At 38.3% G+C, this 17862-nt stretch carries 22 protein-coding genes and 8 tRNA genes; 2 read left to right on the top strand and 28 right to left on the bottom strand.

Going from position 1 to position 17862, the window contains the following annotated elements:
• Positions 1–25: 25 nt before the first annotated feature.
• The 17 genes from K0R93_RS10030 to K0R93_RS09950 all read right to left on the bottom strand — a co-directional run bounded on the left by K0R93_RS10030 (position 26) and on the right by K0R93_RS09950 (position 11196).
• The gene (locus K0R93_RS10030) at positions 26–613 is read right to left on the bottom strand and encodes a stage V sporulation protein AE (protein ID WP_300300735.1); all 588 of its coding nucleotides are present in this window, start codon (positions 611–613) and stop codon (positions 26–28) included.
• Between the two features lie 21 nt (positions 614–634).
• Positions 635–997 carry a stage V sporulation protein AE gene (gene spoVAE / locus K0R93_RS10025; RefSeq protein WP_442870180.1) on the bottom strand — a complete coding sequence of 121 codons (363 nt, stop codon included), beginning with the start codon at positions 995–997 and terminating at the stop codon, positions 635–637.
• Between the two features lie 4 nt (positions 998–1001).
• Entirely contained in the window at positions 1002–2024 is a 1023-nt protein-coding gene (spoVAD, locus tag K0R93_RS10020) for a stage V sporulation protein AD (protein ID WP_300300729.1), read from the bottom strand.
• A gap of 13 nt (positions 2025–2037) precedes the next feature.
• Positions 2038–2499 (bottom strand): stage V sporulation protein AC, encoded by a 462-nt coding sequence (spoVAC, locus tag K0R93_RS10015; RefSeq protein WP_300300726.1) that lies wholly within the window; start codon positions 2497–2499, stop codon positions 2038–2040.
• A gap of 30 nt (positions 2500–2529) precedes the next feature.
• Complete coding sequence (locus tag K0R93_RS10010; protein WP_300300723.1) at positions 2530–2685, bottom strand: hypothetical protein; 156 nt, start codon at positions 2683–2685, stop codon at positions 2530–2532.
• A 12-nt stretch (positions 2686–2697) separates the two neighbouring features.
• Positions 2698–3111, bottom strand: coding sequence for a stage V sporulation protein AB (locus K0R93_RS10005; RefSeq protein WP_300300720.1), 414 nt, complete (start codon positions 3109–3111; stop codon positions 2698–2700).
• A 19-nt stretch (positions 3112–3130) separates the two neighbouring features.
• Positions 3131–3754 (bottom strand): stage V sporulation protein AA, encoded by a 624-nt coding sequence (locus K0R93_RS10000; RefSeq protein WP_300300717.1) that lies wholly within the window; start codon positions 3752–3754, stop codon positions 3131–3133.
• A 4-nt stretch (positions 3755–3758) separates the two neighbouring features.
• Positions 3759–3917 (bottom strand): hypothetical protein, encoded by a 159-nt coding sequence (locus tag K0R93_RS09995; RefSeq protein ID WP_300300714.1) that lies wholly within the window; start codon positions 3915–3917, stop codon positions 3759–3761.
• Positions 3918–4023: 106 nt separating this feature from the next.
• Entirely contained in the window at positions 4024–4794 is a 771-nt protein-coding gene (gene sigF / locus K0R93_RS09990) for an RNA polymerase sporulation sigma factor SigF (protein WP_300300711.1), read from the bottom strand.
• A gap of 18 nt (positions 4795–4812) precedes the next feature.
• Positions 4813–5223, bottom strand: coding sequence for an anti-sigma F factor (gene spoIIAB / locus K0R93_RS09985; protein ID WP_425323458.1), 411 nt, complete (start codon positions 5221–5223; stop codon positions 4813–4815).
• 31 nt (positions 5224–5254) lie between these two features.
• Positions 5255–5590: an anti-sigma F factor antagonist gene (gene spoIIAA / locus K0R93_RS09980; RefSeq protein ID WP_300300704.1), complete on the bottom strand. Its 336-nt coding sequence runs from the start codon at positions 5588–5590 to the stop codon at positions 5255–5257.
• Positions 5591–5826: 236 nt separating this feature from the next.
• Positions 5827–6177, bottom strand: coding sequence for a phage holin family protein (locus K0R93_RS09975; RefSeq protein WP_300300701.1), 351 nt, complete (start codon positions 6175–6177; stop codon positions 5827–5829).
• A 35-nt stretch (positions 6178–6212) separates the two neighbouring features.
• Positions 6213–7388, bottom strand: coding sequence for a tRNA uracil 4-sulfurtransferase ThiI (thiI, locus tag K0R93_RS09970; protein WP_300300698.1), 1176 nt, complete (start codon positions 7386–7388; stop codon positions 6213–6215).
• Between the two features lie 4 nt (positions 7389–7392).
• Entirely contained in the window at positions 7393–8550 is a 1158-nt protein-coding gene (locus K0R93_RS09965; protein ID WP_300300695.1) for a cysteine desulfurase family protein, read from the bottom strand.
• 162 nt (positions 8551–8712) lie between these two features.
• Positions 8713–9330 (bottom strand): lactate utilization protein, encoded by a 618-nt coding sequence (locus K0R93_RS09960; RefSeq protein WP_300300692.1) that lies wholly within the window; start codon positions 9328–9330, stop codon positions 8713–8715.
• Positions 9331–9617: 287 nt separating this feature from the next.
• A complete protein-coding gene (locus K0R93_RS09955) occupies positions 9618–10469 on the bottom strand; it encodes a sensor histidine kinase (RefSeq protein ID WP_300300689.1) in 852 nt (283 codons plus the stop codon).
• Between the two features lie 4 nt (positions 10470–10473).
• Positions 10474–11196: a LytR/AlgR family response regulator transcription factor gene (locus K0R93_RS09950; protein WP_300300686.1), complete on the bottom strand. Its 723-nt coding sequence runs from the start codon at positions 11194–11196 to the stop codon at positions 10474–10476.
• Between the two features lie 243 nt (positions 11197–11439).
• On the opposite strand from K0R93_RS09950, the gene K0R93_RS09945 reads away from it, so the two are divergent.
• Positions 11440–12435 (top strand): asparaginase, encoded by a 996-nt coding sequence (locus K0R93_RS09945; protein WP_300300683.1) that lies wholly within the window; start codon positions 11440–11442, stop codon positions 12433–12435.
• Between the two features lie 42 nt (positions 12436–12477).
• On the opposite strand, the gene K0R93_RS09940 is transcribed toward K0R93_RS09945, so the two are convergent.
• The 3 genes from K0R93_RS09940 to K0R93_RS09930 form a co-directional block, all read right to left on the bottom strand.
• Positions 12478–13536: an HD-GYP domain-containing protein gene (locus tag K0R93_RS09940; RefSeq protein WP_300300679.1), complete on the bottom strand. Its 1059-nt coding sequence runs from the start codon at positions 13534–13536 to the stop codon at positions 12478–12480.
• A 101-nt stretch (positions 13537–13637) separates the two neighbouring features.
• Entirely contained in the window at positions 13638–13997 is a 360-nt protein-coding gene (locus K0R93_RS09935) for a hypothetical protein (RefSeq protein ID WP_300300676.1), read from the bottom strand.
• Positions 13998–14119: 122 nt separating this feature from the next.
• Positions 14120–15568, bottom strand: a complete 1449-nt coding sequence (locus K0R93_RS09930; protein ID WP_300300673.1) for a hypothetical protein — start codon at positions 15566–15568, stop codon at positions 14120–14122.
• Between the two features lie 189 nt (positions 15569–15757).
• Here K0R93_RS09930 and K0R93_RS09925 point away from each other — a divergent pair, with 189 nt between their 5' ends.
• Positions 15758–16768 (top strand): ribonuclease H-like domain-containing protein, encoded by a 1011-nt coding sequence (locus tag K0R93_RS09925; protein ID WP_300300670.1) that lies wholly within the window; start codon positions 15758–15760, stop codon positions 16766–16768.
• A gap of 180 nt (positions 16769–16948) precedes the next feature.
• Here K0R93_RS09925 and K0R93_RS09920 read toward each other — a convergent pair.
• From K0R93_RS09920 to K0R93_RS09885, 8 genes are all read right to left on the bottom strand, one after another.
• A tRNA-Pro gene (locus tag K0R93_RS09920) sits at positions 16949–17025 on the bottom strand.
• A gap of 19 nt (positions 17026–17044) precedes the next feature.
• Positions 17045–17120 (bottom strand) — tRNA-Trp (locus tag K0R93_RS09915).
• A gap of 7 nt (positions 17121–17127) precedes the next feature.
• A tRNA-Ile gene (locus K0R93_RS09910) sits at positions 17128–17204 on the bottom strand.
• Positions 17205–17213: 9 nt separating this feature from the next.
• A tRNA-OTHER gene (locus K0R93_RS09905) sits at positions 17214–17331 on the bottom strand.
• A gap of 5 nt (positions 17332–17336) precedes the next feature.
• Positions 17337–17412, bottom strand: a tRNA-Lys gene (locus tag K0R93_RS09900).
• A gap of 4 nt (positions 17413–17416) precedes the next feature.
• Positions 17417–17493, bottom strand: a tRNA-Gln gene (locus tag K0R93_RS09895).
• Between the two features lie 9 nt (positions 17494–17502).
• Positions 17503–17579: transfer RNA gene (locus K0R93_RS09890), tRNA-Arg, on the bottom strand.
• 6 nt (positions 17580–17585) lie between these two features.
• Positions 17586–17659 (bottom strand) — tRNA-Gly (locus K0R93_RS09885).
• Positions 17660–17862 lie beyond the last annotated feature (203 nt).

Below are 17862 nucleotides of genomic sequence, written 5' to 3'. Positions count from 1 at the left end.
GTGGTAATCTTTTTATTATTGGTTATTATATCTGCTTATCATTTGCTTCTTCCTTTTTGCTGCTCTTTCTAATTAATTCTTCCATGGCTTTTGTAAGGATGGGCGCCCCAATCTCACAATCATCCTTTCCTGCCATCTTACCAATATCCCCAATACCGATTATCAAAGGCACTTGACATTTTTCTATGATATCTACGGTATCCCCATATAATACATTTCCCCGTTTAGGAAATCCATCTTTATCTACGGCACCCTTAACAATCTTGCCATCTCGACTGATAGAGAAGTCCACTTCAATTCCATTTACACCTTGGGTGTTAGAAGCTACAGCGATCACTCCTATAATATCGATATCAGGATGATTTGCAACTTCATATAGAGCCCATTCTCCTTGACCCGTCCGCGAAGACCCTTTGTCATCAACCATTACAACAACGGGATCATGTTTTGCGGTCTTTATGAGATCAACAATTTCGATGCCAGTTACAGGGGTAGGATTTCCACCTGAACGGGAAATGCACCTTCCACCAATATTGCTTACAGCTTTTTCTACTGCTCTTTGCGCTACTGAATCGCCGTCTGTAACCAAAATTACTCTTCTTTTTTTTGTCATTCCTCAGTTCCTCTCTGTCATTTATTTTTTCGACTTTGGTGTAAACAGTACTGACATCAAGTATCCAAAGAAAATCGCTGCTGCTACGCCCCCTGCGGTTGCCGTCACACCTCCTGTAAAAGCGCCTAAGATTCCGTTTGCCTTCGTAGCTTTGATAGCACCTTTTGCTAAAGCATAGCCAAAACCAGGTAATGGCACTGTCGCACCTGCACCACCAAAGTCCACAATGGGTTCATATATTCCTAAAGCAGTTAACACAACACCTGAAGTCACAAATAATACCAATACATGGGCAGGTGTCAGCTTCGTTCCATCCATTAAGAGCTGTCCAATTACACAAATAGCACCTCCAACAATGAAAGCACGAACATAATCCATATGCATCCTCCTAACCCTTAACATTATTCGTAATCGTTACAGCGTGAGCGATTCCTGGTATCGACTGCCCCTGCTGGGCACTGGTCGTAGACAGCAACGCCCCAGTCGATATCAGCAGCACACGATTTAATTTGTTTTTTTGCAGCTGTTGATAAATATAGCCACAAAATACCGATGCAGAGCATCCACACCCACTTCCACCTGCATGGGTATCTTGTGCTTTATTGTCAAAAATCATTAATCCACAATCATTGTATACCTTTGCAATATTGTAGCCTCGATCATATACCATTTCTTGCGTAATCTCTTTCCCAATGGCTCCCAGATCACCAGTAACAATTAAATCGTAACTCTCAGGAGCGAAGCCTGTATCTTCAAAATGGGTAGCAATCGTATCTGCAGCCGCTGGAGCCATGGCTGCTCCCATATTGTTAGCATCTTTGATCCCTAAATCAATAACTTTACCTGTTGTTACATGGGTTATTCTTGGCCCTTGTCCATAGGATGCCAATATAGCTGCTCCTGACCCTGTGACTGTCCACTGGGCCGTTAACGGTCTCTGATTTCCTAATTCTAAAGGGAATCTAAACTGCCGCTCTGCAGCACTAAAATGACTGGATGTTACTGCCACTAGATGCTTAGCATATCCCCCATCTATCAGCATGGAACCAAGGCTTAGTGATTCAGTCATGGTCGAACACGCTCCATATAATCCAAAAAACGGTATTCCTAAGTCTCTTGCTGCAAAGGTAGCAGACATAAGCTGATTTAATAAATCTCCCGAGAGCATATACTCCATGTCAGTAATATTCTTATCTGATTTTTGCACTGCTAATTTAACCGTTTCTCTGAGCATTTTACTCTCAGCCAGCTCCCAGCTGTTTTCTCCATAGAGATCATCTGATAAGACAGTATCAAAGTAACTACTTAGCGGACCTTGACCTTCCTTTGGTCCTACAGTGGCTGCTGTTCCTATAATCACCGGAGGATGGTCAAACTTTACCGTTTGCTTGCCTAGTTTTTTTGATGCCAATTTGCACAACCTCCTATCTACCTAAAAAATAATATAACAATCCAACAATAATGGATGATCCATATCCATAAACAAGTACAGGGCCAGCCAATACAAACATTTTGGCTGCGACACCAAAAACATAGCCCTCTCTCTTAAACTCCATGGCTGGTGATACGATAGAATTGGCGAATCCAGTTATCGGTACAATAGAACCAGCACCTGCCCGCTTACCAAGCTGATCGTACACACCTAATCCTGTAAAAAAAGCACCTAGAAATACCAAGGTCATAGGTACGGCCGAGGCAACATCTTCTTTATTTAATCCCATTCCCTTAAATATATTTGCTAGAAACTGCCCAAAAACGCAGATCAACCCTCCTACAATAAAAGCCCAAATGCAATTTTTAAAGTAAGTTGGCTTTGGTATCTTTTGTTGTACATATTCATTATATTCTTGCTGTTTGTTGATACTTTGAAGCTTCTTATTTTCCATCGCTATACCTCTTTCCCTTGCTATGATGACCTATAGTCTCAGTTGTTCGATAGAGGCTTTTCCATTGCCATCTAAGATATTTCTACTAATTTGTATAGATTCAAAATCATGTCGTTTCTTCATTTCATTCACTACATTCCAAGTCAAATCTACTTTGTTGATGATATCTTGATAGTTTCTGTCCATTGACTTCATCTCCTATTTATTAATTAGTATCCAGTAAATCAAGGATCCTACTACTTTTCCTGTTACCAGTGATCCAAGGACATACCGTATATAATCATGCAGTTGAAATCTATTGATGATTACTGGAATGACATTGGTAACTTCAGTCAAAGCCGATGCTAATAGCCCCACAAATACCCCCATGAGAAGACCTACCAGCGCTAAAATTACTTTCCCCGCATTTAATGATACATTTGAAAACCATGCCCATGAAACGATTGTACCTGATGAAATGATAACAATCTCGTAGAATCCAATATAATTTTCAGTTTCAGTAACTTGGGCCAGTCTGGGCACGATATCTAACAATGTGATAAAGGCCACTACAGCACTTCCCACCACAATACCTTCAGCTAGTCCTACAAAGGCAGCTACATATTTGAGCATCCCTATCATCTCCAGCTAATCATTCACTTTCCTCCGTGTTTTTTTCATTGTTCAAAAGATATTCATCCATATTCTGTTTATATAGATACATTTCAACCTCCATGGGACTAGGTTCATTACTGTGTTTAGGAAGAAAATGATTAAAAAATAGCGTCATCCCTAAGCCAATACCTATTGAGTAAGGGATTTGAAGAATTAATGGCCTATTCTCATCATTTCCTGTAATTAGCTTATATAAGACCTTATGGGCCTCACCCATATTTACATCCGCATGAAAATTCATGATAGCCAATCCAGTTCCTACAAAGAGAATAGAAGCAACCACAGCAATCTTTAAGTACGATGAAATATTCTTATCTTCTTTGGAAGCTTTTTCTATTGTTACCAGTAATTCTGACTCACCTACTGGGATAATGGCTAGGTCTGGATAAAGTTCCTTCATCTTCTCTATCACTGTCAGAATAGAAACTACTATATACATTTTTTTCATATCTTTCTTGCTCAAGATTTCAAGGTTTAGGAGTGATTCCTTGATTTCTTTACCCGCTAAAATAATCGCCACATCCCTCACCTTTAAGCAGGAAGGGTTCACAGCGACCAAGCTATCCTTTAACTGAACATAGACCGCGTCCTGATAATCCACTTTTTCACAACCTTTGCTTCATAGCATTCTCTTGAATGTAAATCAACTTAGCCCTTGTATACTTATTGGTTCCAGATTTATTGTTTAAAATGAATACTGTTGCGAAAGAAATGACTATTACAAGCATCATAACCCACAGTAGTCTACGATATTTGACTTCCATGATCATCACTCCATTCTGTCTATAAACATAGTATTTACTATAATCTGTGGGATAATTCTTTGATTTTTATGTAGAGTATTTCAACAAAAAAATAAAGACATAATGATTATGCCTTTATCAATAACTCCTTTAATTGTTGTAGTACCTTTTTTTCAATTCTCGAAACCTGAACCTGAGATATCCCGATAACTTCTGCGATTTCCGTCTGAGTCTTATCCTTGAAATAACGCAGTATTATAATCTGCCTTTCCCTAGGCTTTAACTTAGACAGTACCTCCTGCAGCGCTAAGCGGTCTACAACTTCAGTATCATCCTCTGTGTTCGTTTCGCTGATTTTATCGATCAAATGAACCGGTGAACCATCATCTTGATGTATAACATCGTATAGATAGTCAGGCTGGATATTTGAATCCAATGCCATGACAATATCTTCTTTTGAAATTTCGGTTTCGTCTTCTAACTCTTGTAATGTTGGTTCCCTACCTAATCTTTGAAATAAAATCTCTTTTGCGCCTTTTATCTTCCCTGCAGCCTGTTTTAGAGATCTACTCACTTTAATGATCCCATCATCTCGTAAAAATCGTTTGATTTCTCCGATAATCATCGGTACTGCATAGGTAGAAAATCTCACTTCGTAACTTATATCAAATTTCTCAATAGCCTTAACGAGGCCGATACATCCAAGCTGAAACAAATCCTCTCTTTCATAACCCCTATTGGCAAATCTTTTCAAGACACTTCTTACCAATCCTAGATTATGATTTACAAGGATACTCTGGGCTGTTCTATCTCCCGCCTGTGCCCTTTGAATTAATATGATGGTCTCCTCATGACTTAATATTTCATTATTGTCTTCTGAGAATGCAGTCATAGTCATATAATCTACCCCTTATTTCTAACGACTTTCAAAACGTTTAACCATTCTTATTTTTGTTCCTACATCTTTTAGTGATTGAATTTCTACTTCATCCATAAAGGTTTCCATGACTGTAAATCCCATACCAGACCTCTCTAGTTCTGGCTTTGAAGTGTATAGAGGTTGTCTTGCCTCTTCCACATCATCGATTCCTTTTCCATGATCAATAATCATGATCTCAATCTTATTGTCTTGAATAGAACACTCAATAATGACATTGCCTATTTTATCTTCATAACCATGAATGATGGCGTTGGTCACAGCCTCTGAAACCGCTGTCTTTACATCAGCCAACTCTTCGATAGTAGGATCCAACTGTGCAGCAAAGGAAGCTACAACAACTCTTGCAAAAGCTTCATTTTGCGACTTACTGAGAAATTCTAATCTCATATGATTCTGTATGGACAAACGACTCACCCCTTTATAAGCTGTCTACAGCTTGCGTTTTACTTTCAAATCTTTTGACAATATTAAATAACCCCGACATTTTGAAAATTCTCTCGACACGACTATTGATATTTACTACAGCAACTTCTCCTCCCATTTTACTAACCTTCTTGTATCTTCCGATGATAACACCTATACCAGAGCTATCCATAAAATTCATTCCTGATAAGTCAAAAATGATATTTTTCGCTCCATAATGCTCTATCTCTCTGTCAATCTCATCACGAATTTCTTCAGCTGTATGATGATCTAACTCCCCATCCAGTTTGATTACTAGACCTTTGTTGATGTTCTCAAAACTAAGACGCAATTGGACCCCTCCTTTGCCTAATCTTATGTATCATTTTTTAGCACCTATTACATATTCTTTAATGCAATAGTTTTTCCTTCGGTGAAAAATAGCTAGTTTTGTAATTTACACTGACTTTTTTTATCATAAAATGAAATTTTATGACGATTAACAAAATCCAACAATGTATGATTCCCTAATACGTAAATATTATTCCTATTACGGAACAAAAAAGAGAGACATAAGTCTCCCTATTTTTAATCTTTTTTTACACCTAAAATACCGCTCAATACCACATGAACGATACTCAACACAACAGAGGCCAATATGGCCGTAAATAATCCATTGATCATAAACCCGCTGACAAGCCCTGCTGTAATTTTTAGCACAAACCCATTGATCACCAGTGTGAAAAGCCCTAGTGTTACAATATTTATGGGTAGTGTGAACAAAACGATGATTGGTTTCACAATCATATTGGCAATTCCTAGAATCACTGCTGCCAGCATAGCTGCGTCAAAACCTGTAATATAGACATTCTCAAATAAAGCTGCAGTGATGTATATGGATGCAGCGCTGGCAATCCATCGTAACAAGAACTTTGTCATGGCGAATTCCCCCTTTATGCCATTTATAGTTTATGCTATTCCTCTGCTGATATTTTTATTACCTCCATATCTGCTATAGCTTTCTCAATTAACCCTTCCACATCTAGTTTATTCTCAGATTCTTTAATTCTTTCCACTCTTGGCTTCGTAACCGGTCTTTTTGGTAAAAATACAGTACAACAATCCTCATAGGGCAGGATAGAGGTTTCAAAAGTACCAATTTTCTTCGCTAATTCAACAATATCAACCTTATCCAAGGCAATTAATGGTTGAAATACCGGCAAGGTAACGGCTTCATTGGTTACCGTTAAACCTTCTATTGTCTGACTGGCTACCTGCCCGATGCTTTCACCGGTGATTAATGCATGGCATCCATTGCTTATAGCAATTTGTTCAGCAATTTTCATCATAAATCGTCTAGAAAGAATCGTCATTTCTTCTTCTGGACATTTTTCATTAATCTCCTTTTGAATCGGTAATAGATTTACAGCATGGAGACGTATATTGCCGCAGTACGTGGCTAGAATCTTAGCTAGATCCATGACCTTCTCCTTGGCACGGTCGCTGGTGAAAGGATAACTATGGTAATGGACAGCCTGTATATCCACACCTCTTTTAGCCATCATCCATCCTGCCACTGGGCTATCGATTCCCCCTGATAAAAGAAGCATCGCTTTCCCATTGGTTCCCAAGGGCAAGCCCCCAAACCCTGGAATTTTTTCAGCGTAGATATATGCTTTATCTCTTACGTCAATATGAATAGATAGTTCCGGTTCATGGACGTCTACCTTTAATCCTTCTATTCCCTGCAATATATATCCGCCTACTTCTCTACATATCTGCGGAGAGTTCAGAGGAAAGCTCTTGTCTCCCCTCCGGCTTTCTACCTTGAAGGTTTTAAATTGTCCATCCTTTACTCTTTCTATGGTAAGCTTGAGCGCCGTTTCCTTAATAACATCTAGATCAGCCTCTACTTTCCATGCAGGACTAACTGATACAATGCCAAATACCTTTACAACTCTGGCAACCACTTCCTCCTCATCTTGTCCGTTCAATTCTACAAAAACCAATCCATTTGATTTGTATACCCTCGTATTTCCTAAGTCCCGAATATTGGCCTGTATATGCTTTACAAGCTTCTGTTCAAAATAAGATTTATTTAATCCCTTCAGCGCAATTTCACCATATCTTACAATCAATGTTCTTTTCACACAATCACCTCATCATAATCTTTCGTAGTTCTTCAACATGCTTCTTTAGATGATCAACTGCATAATCAATCTCTTCCCTCGTATTATTATAGGAGAAACTGAACCGTATCGCACCCTCAATCTCATCATCACTCAACTTCATCGCCTTTAACACATGGCTTTGACTGCTTTTTTTAGATGAACAAGCCGAACCTGTTGAAACATAAATTTCATCCTGTTCTAAGCTGTGGAGCAAAACCTCCCCTCGGATACCTATAAAACTTATATTTAAAATATGAGGTGCTCCATCAGGTCCTTCTGAACTATTTATCTTAACATTAGGTATTTCATTTCTAACTCGTTCCAAAAACCTATCTCTTAATATAGTTAATTGGTCATAATGCTTATCTAGACCATTCCATATCTTCTCTGCTGCAACACCAAGACCCAATATCCCTGGGACATTTTCTGTACCAGACCGAATTCCCGTTTCTTGATTTCCTCCCAAGAACAAAGGGTAAACTTTCACGCCTTTTTTTACAAAAACAGCACCAACTCCTTTGGGCCCATGAATCTTATGACCGCTAATAGATAATATATCAATACCCAGCTTCCCTAAATTTAACTTTAACTTACCAAATGATTGTATTGCATCCACATGAAAAAATGGTTTTGATTTTTGCTGCAGCAGCATCTTACCAATCTCTTCAATGGGTTGTACTGTTCCCACTTCATTGTTCACATGCATAAGACTGACCAGCAGGGTATTATCGGTCAATGCCTCTTGCAGCTGCTTTATTTTGATCTTACCCCATTCATCTACATCTAAGTATATAACTTCATACCCTCTCGTTTCTAAACGCTTAAAAACATTTAATACAGAGGGATGCTCTATCTTACTCGTTATAATTCGATTTCCCTTCCGCTTGTTTCCCTCGATGATTCCAAGAATGGCTATATTATTGGACTCCGTTCCACCAGAGGTAAAAATGATTTCTTCATCTTTTACACCTAGCGCCCTTGCAACTTGCTTTCTAGCAGCCTTAATTAGCTTTTCAACTTCTATGCCTTTTCGATGCAAAGATGAGGGATTTCCGTAAGAATCCCTTAAAGCTTTTGTTACCATCTCAATAACTTCCTCGGAGGGTCTCGTTGTCGCACTATTATCTAAATACACTTCCACAGTCAATCTCTCCCATATAACAAATTTCCCTATATCTTTCCATATTGTATATGAATATAAATCCTTTGTAAAGTTGTTCTCTAGATAAACTTAGTATTACCTATTGTCCAGAAAAATTACCGCCAACATAAAACAATGCACGCTTAGCGTGCATTGTTAATCTTAATAGCCTAATTCTTCTCCTACAATAATAATTTCCATTTCTCCAATACATCCTGGCTTCTTATGAATGATGGTGGTGACATTACAAATACGTTCTGGGGAATTACAGTCTCGACATTCTCCTGTTGTAACACATGGGGTTTTTCGATTCAATCTTTTTGCGTTAGGAGGTGAAGCATCCTTTCTCAGACGATCCATGGCTTCAAAAGAATCATTACATATCTTATTGATTCCGCCAATAATGATTACCTTCTTGGGGCCATAAATCATAGCTGAAACCCTGTTTCCATTTCCATCCACATTAACAACTTCACCCTGCAAGGTTATAGCGTTAGCACTGGTTAAATATACATCCGCCCTATTTGCTTTATTAACAGCTTCTGTTCTCTCCTCAGGGGTACTTACTAACCAATGCCAATGTACTTGATTACCGGCATCCTTTATGGATTCATGGAGCTTCATATCCATAATTGTCATGGACCCTCCAATTCCAACATCTTTTCCGTTTCCAATTGTTTCTAGGATATAATTTTTTGCCTGGTCCGTGGTTTCAAAAAAACTTGCTTTCATTCCGTTGTGTTGTAAATTCTCTATCACTTGTTCAATCTTTTCTCTCATACTCCCCATCCCTCCGTTTTCGTGCTCAATTAAAATATATTATAATTATAATACAAAAGCAAGAAAGAATCACCAAATATAACTTATGTTTCCTTTTCATACCATAAAAGAATTCAATATATTTTTTCGAAAAAATGTTGCGCATTTTGTCGGATTTTGTTATAATTTGTTTAGTGGTTATCCCCCTGGTAACCTCGATAATATAATCTCTATTCCCAATACCCCTTTTGAACGTAAACCAACAAAATCACCAGTCCCCGAGGACTGGTGATTTTGTCATTGTGGCTTTAAAACCTATAAAACTCAATAGTGAATATGGTTTCATCCCTATTACTTTTTACTTCAATTTTTCCATCATGCTCCTCAACATATTTCTTACAAATACTCAAACCTAAGCCCTGACCTCGATCACCTTTCGTCGTAAACCCTGTTGAAAAGATTTTCTCTAGATTATCGTGAGAAATTAATGGTCCTGTATTCTTAATAGAAAAAAGATATTTGAACTTCGTTTCCCTCAGCTCAACGGTAATATTTCTGTTGTCAGTATTTCCTTCCATACATGCATCGATGGCATTATCAATGATATTGCCAAGAATACTAATCAACTTCCAGGGTTCAACCTTTATATCCTTTAAGTTCGCTTCATTGATCATCTCGATAGCAATTCCTTTAATCTTTGCCATGCTTAGCTTAGATTGAAGCAGTGCATCTACCTCAATCAGTCCTGTATTCACTTTGATATTTGCGTCGTAGACCTCCTGATAGATTCTTTCTACATAGTTTTTTAATGCTTTCGTTTCTTCCGATTCTGCCAAATGATGAATCACATGAAGGTGATTCAAAAAATCATGCCGTTGACTTCGCTGTAAATTGTTCAATGCATGGATATTCTTCAGGTTAATTTGCTGTATTTCATATTCCTTTTCAAGCTTGAACACTTCAAATATCCTTCGGTTCATGTAAATGCCGAGGATACTTAATACAATAATTAATGTGCCCAATGCCATATTCATCTGATATTCCACATCTGGCGTAAACTTTTCTCTACCAATAATAAAATTATAATAGATAAAAATTCCTAACAGCAAGAGCTGGGAGATATCATAGGCAATCACTGCAATTAGGTTCTTATTCTTCATCATTTCACCTTTTACTCATATTTTCAGCCCGTTCCACCATTTCCTCCAACAAATCCTTGGAAACACAAGCCGTCTGCTCTATGGCATCAAAATACACGCTATAGGAAGTTCTGGTCATTGGCTTTACACATCTAATTCTATCCAAATTTACAATGAAAGACTTGTGAGTTCTCATAAACCGCTGATCCAACAGGTCGTAGATTTCATTTAATGTTTCATTACATTCTATCTCCTCTTGGGCAGTGAAAACATAAATTTTTCTATTCCTAGACTCAATGAAAAGAATATCTCCCAACTTGATATATCTCTTGGTACGATTGCTTAGAATGCTCACAAGCTTCTCTTCATCATTTTTTTCCTTCTTCATTAAACTCTTTACCCGATCAAGTGTTTGCATAATTCTTTCTCGACTATAGGGTTTTTGGATGTAGTCTGTTGCATAGACATCAAAAGCCTCCCCTGCATAATCCCTATATCCCGTAGCAAAAACTAGATGTACATCGGGGTCTCTTTTTCTTATTTCTTTGGCAGCTTCAATTCCATTAATTCCTGGGATCTCTATATCAATAAAAATGATATCTGGACTTAATTCCAAAGAGAAATCTAGGAGTTCCAGGCCATTTTTTGCTTCACCAACAACTTTTACGTAAGGCACTTCATCTAATATTTGCTTCATAATCTTACGCATTTCCATCTGATCATCTACAATTAATGTTCTCAAAATCATGTCTAACACCTCTTTGGTATATATATTCTACCACCTATTTTCAAATACCTGCAATAAATATAATCTATATACACATCATGAAACAAGCTATAGATAATTATACCGAAAGAATGATTTTGAACAGATATTCCTTCACCCAATCAAATCACTAGGTATAATCTGTTATCATAATAACGGATTGACAATCAAGTTTTTTGCATATATGCTTTAAGTAGACTGATATATAGATTAGGAGGTTACCCTATGGCGAATGAAAAAAAAGTAGCTGTTGTTTTTACGGGCGGTACCATTTCTATGAAGATAGATCCGCGGATTGCTGCAGCAATCCCTGCATTGTCCAGCGAAGAAATCATGTCAATGGTCACCAATATTGACAGAGTGGCAGATATTGAAATTGTAGATTTTGATAAAATCCCTGGCCCCCATATGACACCTGTGCGTATGATGGATTTAGCGAAAACCATAAAAGCTCTGGTATCCAGGGAGGATATTACCGGTGTCGTTATTACCCATGGTACAGATTCCCTCGAGGAAACCGCTTTCCTATTAGACCTAAATATTGATACGCCCAAACCAATTGTGGTAGTAGGCGCCATGCGGAGCAGCTCAGAGCTTGGCTACGATGGTCCGAGCAATCTATCAGCTGCTATATGTACTGCTGTTTCAGAACAAGCCAAGGGAAAAGGTGTGCTTGTGGTCATGAACACAGAGGTAAATGCTGCCAGTGAAGTTACAAAGACCCATACTTTAAGCTTAGATACCTTTAAATCTCTTGAGTTTGGTCCTTTAGGGGTTGTAGACAATGACGAAGTTATCTTTTATCGAGACATTACAAAGCATCATCACATTATTACTGATGCTATCGAGGATCAGGTTGACTTGATCAAATGTGCTGTCGGAATGGATGATCGGTTGATTCGATTTTGTGTGGATTCAGGTGCCAAGGGTTTGGTGATTGAAGCAATGGGCAGGGGCAATATTCCGCCTAACATGGTATCAGGCATTGAGTATGCTACCTCTAAAGATGTGGTTATTGTTATGGTCTCCCGCTGTCCTATGGGAAGAGTTTTAGATACCTATGGTTATGAAGGTGCGGGGCGAACCTTGCGAAATCTTGGTGTAGTATTTGGAGGCAATATGCCAGGTCAAAAAGCTAGGATCAAATTGATGTTAGCCCTAAGTATTACAACAGATCGCAACACGATAAAAGACATGTTTGAAAAAGGCTTCTATAAATAGAATAAAAGGAGATCACCCATAAGTGATCTCCTTTTATTCTATTTAAGCAATAACGTCAATAATTTCATAATCCTGATTCTTTAGTAAATCAACAAATTTCTCGTTAATCTTTATCAAAGGCCTTGTTGGAGATTGTTTGTTAACCAATACAATTTCCCCTACTTCCCCAGTGTTTAACTTTACAATATTTCCAGCATAATATTTTGATATGTTTTCTAAGAATATGTTGGCTATAGACGGATCAAGCGTGTCAAAGCTATTTTGTACAATATGCTCAGCTACTTTAAATGGCGATGCTTTTGAGCGGTATACTTTTTGAGATGTCATGGCGTCAAACACGTCTACCACGGCAATGATTTTGGCAAACTCGTGGATTCTATTTCCCTTGATTCCTAGTGGGTACCCGCTGCCATCCATTCGCTCATGGTGCTGCAGCACGCCGCAAAGAATATCAAAGGTCATTCCTTCGGAATTCTTTAATATTTCATACCCAAAGTTTGAGTGCTTCTTCACCAGTTCATACTCTTCTGCCGTCAATGAACCTGGCTTATTGATAATATCTTCAGGAATCTTGGATTTTCCAATATCATGGAGCATGGCAGCTGTCGTTAGGCTTTCCAGATCCTTTTCGCTATAATTCAGCCATTTTCCAATCATTGCAGCTAAAATTCCTACATTCATAGAGTGTCTATAGGTATAGGCATCATTTGATTCAATCTGCCTTAATCTTCCTAGTACATTATTGCTCTTGACCACTTCTTTCATCAGGGGAAGTACAGACTTTTCGACAACCTCTCGCTCTATTTTTTTCCCTAATCCTACGGTTTGATATACATTTTTAAATTGATCCATAGATTGACTATATTCTTTGGTAAGCTGTCTATCGACAATAACAACTGATGGTGGAAGGATTTGATCGGACACGGCTTCATTTGTCTTCTCCATCACATACACATACTGCAGGTCTAGCTTTGTCAAGTTTTCGATATGGCGGTCATTCAACACCGTACCACTGGTTAAAAACACGATATCGTATTTTCCCATGATATCTTCAGCTAGAATCATGCCTTCTTCTAATTGGCTGGTCCGAACTAATTTCAAGCGATTCACCTTCCTGCTAAAGAAATAGTTATTTAAAAGCAAATATAACATTTATTATATTCTACAAAAATCTTTAAATTCCTCTGTATTTCTCATGGAATTCAAATTATCTTGTTGCCGCAGCTTGGACAATAATTTATATATTCCCTAATTTCAATGCTGCAATGGGGACAAAGCCTTACCCCTCTAATCTGATTCACTTCTTGGGTCAGTTGCTGAATTTTATAATACATTTGCTCAATCTCTCTACACTTTTCCCGCATCTCTGCTGTACCTGTTTCCTTTCCTAAGTAGCTTCTATACACCATTTCACCTATAAAAAGCTTTGCCTCCTCTATTTCATCTTCCAAATTTTTTATCTCCATCCTAAGTTCTGTGACCTCTAACAGTTCATCGGTTTTTTTAGACAACACCTTTGTACCTTCAGAAACTTTGCTAACCAACTTTTCCATAAAGTCCATCTTACATCCCTCCTTTTTATCCATTATATTCGGATGATTTTCAAAGGTTTGTTTTCTATAAAATAAAAACAGCCTCTATTAAAAGAAGCTGCCAAGTTTACCACAAATCTTTTTTCTTATGTTTAATTTTTTTCTCCATTCATTGTTATCATCCTATAAATTCGATCCACTGTCCAAGCCTTTTCAGCATCGGTAGTGTTAAATTCCAAAGAGCTCTTCATATAATCAAAAAATTCTTCTGGTGATGTAAAAGGAATAGGTAGCACTGATAACAATTTTCTCATTCTGCTCCTTCTTAGATCCGTAGACATCGACCTTAGCGATTCTTCTAATTGTCGAATAAATAATGGAATGGAACGATCGTTGTTCATTACATCTCCAGACGCCATGAAGATATCATCGTAATTTTCATGCTCATAATCATTGGTTACTGCAACAATCCTCTGAGACAGGCTAATATATGCTTCCATCTCACCATTCAGACCGCCTGGCATTTTATCCATACATAAGCTGAATAATTCACCTAATTCATTCGCCTGCTGATATAATTCCTTTCCTCTCTCCCTACAGATCTCGTATAATTCTTCTAAACCTATAGCTGTAGCATCGTTCTTTTCTTTCTCTACAAGCCATTTTAATTCCGTAAATCGCTTATAGATATCAGGAATCACCACATCACCTTCTAGCACGCGTTCAAAATCCTTAAATTCCATCATATGCATGACCAATATTCTATTGGCTATAGATCCATAGGATTGAAATGTTTGGATCAATCTAGATAGATTGTTCAGCATGAGCTCTACTTCCTGTTGAGCAGATTTTAAATCCTCTTGAGATAACTTTCTAAAATCCAAGGATTTAAGGTCTTCAATTTTCTCATGGAACTTAACAAATTCTTTTCCATATAGCTTATAATTACTGCCATCAAACAGTTCCCTATATCTCTGTAGGATATTCTCCCAACCGTTGGCAGGAGAATCCTTCTTGACCCTCGCCAATATTTCCTCGACCCGCCCTAGAAAATATTGTTTCGTTAAACGAAAGGGCAAAATAGAAAGAATGTAACTCATCTTATGGGGAATCTTCTGAACATCTATTGATAAGTACTTTGCCACATCCTGATAAAAGGGTGTTAGCTGGATGCTCTTTGACCCAGTCTCTTCCATTCCTCTAACGCCCAACTTCTCTGAAACAATCTCATATATGTATGCAGATTCCGTATAATAGGCAGACAATAACCTGATATATTGAATGATTTCCCGTCTCCACTCTTTGATATCCGTAATTCTTTCTTGAAAGTTTCCTAGAATACTTGGTAATTCACTTACATAGGACATAAGTTTTTTGTATATGGTCGCTACATTTTCATCAATAGGAAAACCGTTTTGCAGTGCATGATAATACTGCCCCATATTGAGGGTTGCCTCTTGAAAAAGCTCTACATAGGAAATAGTCCCTACATTAATAATTTGCTTCTTAAATATATCTTCCGCAATTAAAAATAAACGTTCCTGATCTTGTCCGTTTATATTTTTCAGTTGCTCTTTGATTCTTAACAAGTCCTTATCCATAAAATCACAAATCCTCCTCATCAGTCAGTACTTAACCTATTCTCTCATTGTAAAATAACATTAACATTATATCATAGGCCATAGGTAAAAATCTAATCCTGTTGATATCTTTCACTTAGGGCCTTCCCCATTTATTGTTTCTAATGTAATATGAATACATACGCAATTATATACAATCGAGGTGATTTTTTGGAAATTATTAACTATTCTATTCAAGAAAGGCTCCCTCTGCCAGATAATTTTCTATCCGTATTCAAGGATCTTTCCTTCGTTGTTTTTGATATCGAAACCACAGGCCTTAGTCCTGAGTATAATCAGGTAATTTTGGCGGGCATCCTCTATGTACAAGGTGAGCATATAGTGATTGAACAATTTTTCTGTCATCATCGTCGAGAGGAAAAAGCATTACTAGAAGCTTTCCAAGATAGGATAAAAACTTTTGATATTTTAATTAGCTATAATGGTGACAGTTTTGATATCCCCTTTCTTAACAAACGCTGTAGAAAACATCGTATTCGTGCTGAAATCGATCCCCGCAAAAGCTTTGATATATTGAAATTTGTTCGTAGAAAGAAAGAACTACTGAAGCTGCAAGACTGCAAACTAAAGTCAGTAGAGCAAAGCTTGAACATCTTTCGAACAGATACCATCAGCGGGAAAGAAAGTGTAGAGCTTTACCAAGCTTATGAGATTTCGCCAAGTGAGACTATAAAAAAGAAGATCCTGCTGCACAATTATGATGATCTATATTTTTTTAGCAAATGTTTATCCATTCTTGACAAAGTGGACTTTAATGAATTTTTAGCTTCTGCACCCTTCCTAATTCATATAAAGGAAGACCAATTATGCCATATAGATAAACGGTTGATAAAAGGTACTACATTAACGTGCTTTGGCTTCTACACTTCTACCAATTCTGTCAATGACCATTTGCGTTATGAATTGGGTTATAAATTTGCTTATCACCATAGGGACCATACCTTCGAGCTTCAGATTCCCATGAGCAAAGGCACCCTTTCGTCAGGTGAATCTTGTTTATATGTTAATACCACTGATTTCCCTATCTCCTATGAACGTCATAATAGTCAACTCAATATTCCTAACCATCTGATAGTATTAAAAATCGGAAAACAAGAGCAAAATACTGAGATCGTTGGTTTTCTGTCTACCCTTCTTAAACACCTTTTTTCTGAAGTATAAAAGACTATCTTTTAAGATACTATTGATTTATACTCCTGTTAAAATGATAAATCATAATTAGGCGAGAAGACCTCGCCCCTACCAATAAGCATAATGCTACGTAGTGGCAGGGTCATCCTGCCCGTCTATTTGAAACATAAAAAAATAGTACATCAGAAGATGAGCTATAAGCCCTTGTTATGGTCGGGGTGGCAGGATTTGAACCCGCGGCCCTCTGGTCCCAAACCAGATGCGCTACCAAACTGCGCTACACCCCGATACAAATAAATGAAGTTTTGGCAGGGGTAGCAGGACTTGAACCCACGACACGTGGTTTTGGAGACCACTGTTCTACCAACTGAACTATACCCCTGTGAAGATGGTGGGCCTTCAGGGACTCGAACCCCGGACCTACCGGTTATGAGCCGGACGCTCTAACCAACTGAGCTAAAAGCCCCCACATTAATGGCGGAGAAGGAGGGATTCGAACCCTCGCACCAGTTTCCCGGTCTAACGGTTTAGCAAACCGTCCTCTTCAGCCTACTTGAGAAGACCAGCTCCTTAAACCACTCGGACACCCCTCCGTATTTGGTGACCCATCCGCGGCTCGAACGCGGGACACCTTGATTAAAAGTCAAGTGCTCTACCTGCTGAGCTAATGGGTCATAATGGCTGGGGTAGCTGGACTCGAACCAACGAAATGCCAGAGTCAAAGTCTGGTGCCTTACCGACTTGGCTATACCCCAAAGTAAAAATGGTGAGCGCACAGGGATTCGAACCCCGGACACACGGCTTAGAAGGCCGTTGCTCTATCCAACTGAGCTATGCACCCATGTTTTGGAGCGGATGATGGGAATCGAACCCACGCTATCAGCTTGGAAGGCTGAAGTTCTACCATTGAACTACATCCGCATGTTAAAGTGATCATAGGTTTAATACCTGTACAATCAGCAGACTTGTTCAGACTAAGCGATTCACACAAAATCATAGATTTTGGTTCTCTGCTTATACCATTGAACTACATCCGCATGATATTTTGGTGGAGGGAGGTGGATTCGAACCACCGAAAGCTCAGCTAACGGATTTACAGTCCGCCCCCTTTAGCCACTCGGGAA

This window comes from Anaerosolibacter sp., from assembly GCF_029240175.1.
Classification (GTDB): domain Bacteria; phylum Bacillota; class Clostridia; order Peptostreptococcales; family Thermotaleaceae; genus Anaerosolibacter.
The sequence above is the reverse complement of the archived record's forward strand: the minus strand, read 5'-3'. Positions and strand labels throughout refer to the sequence as shown.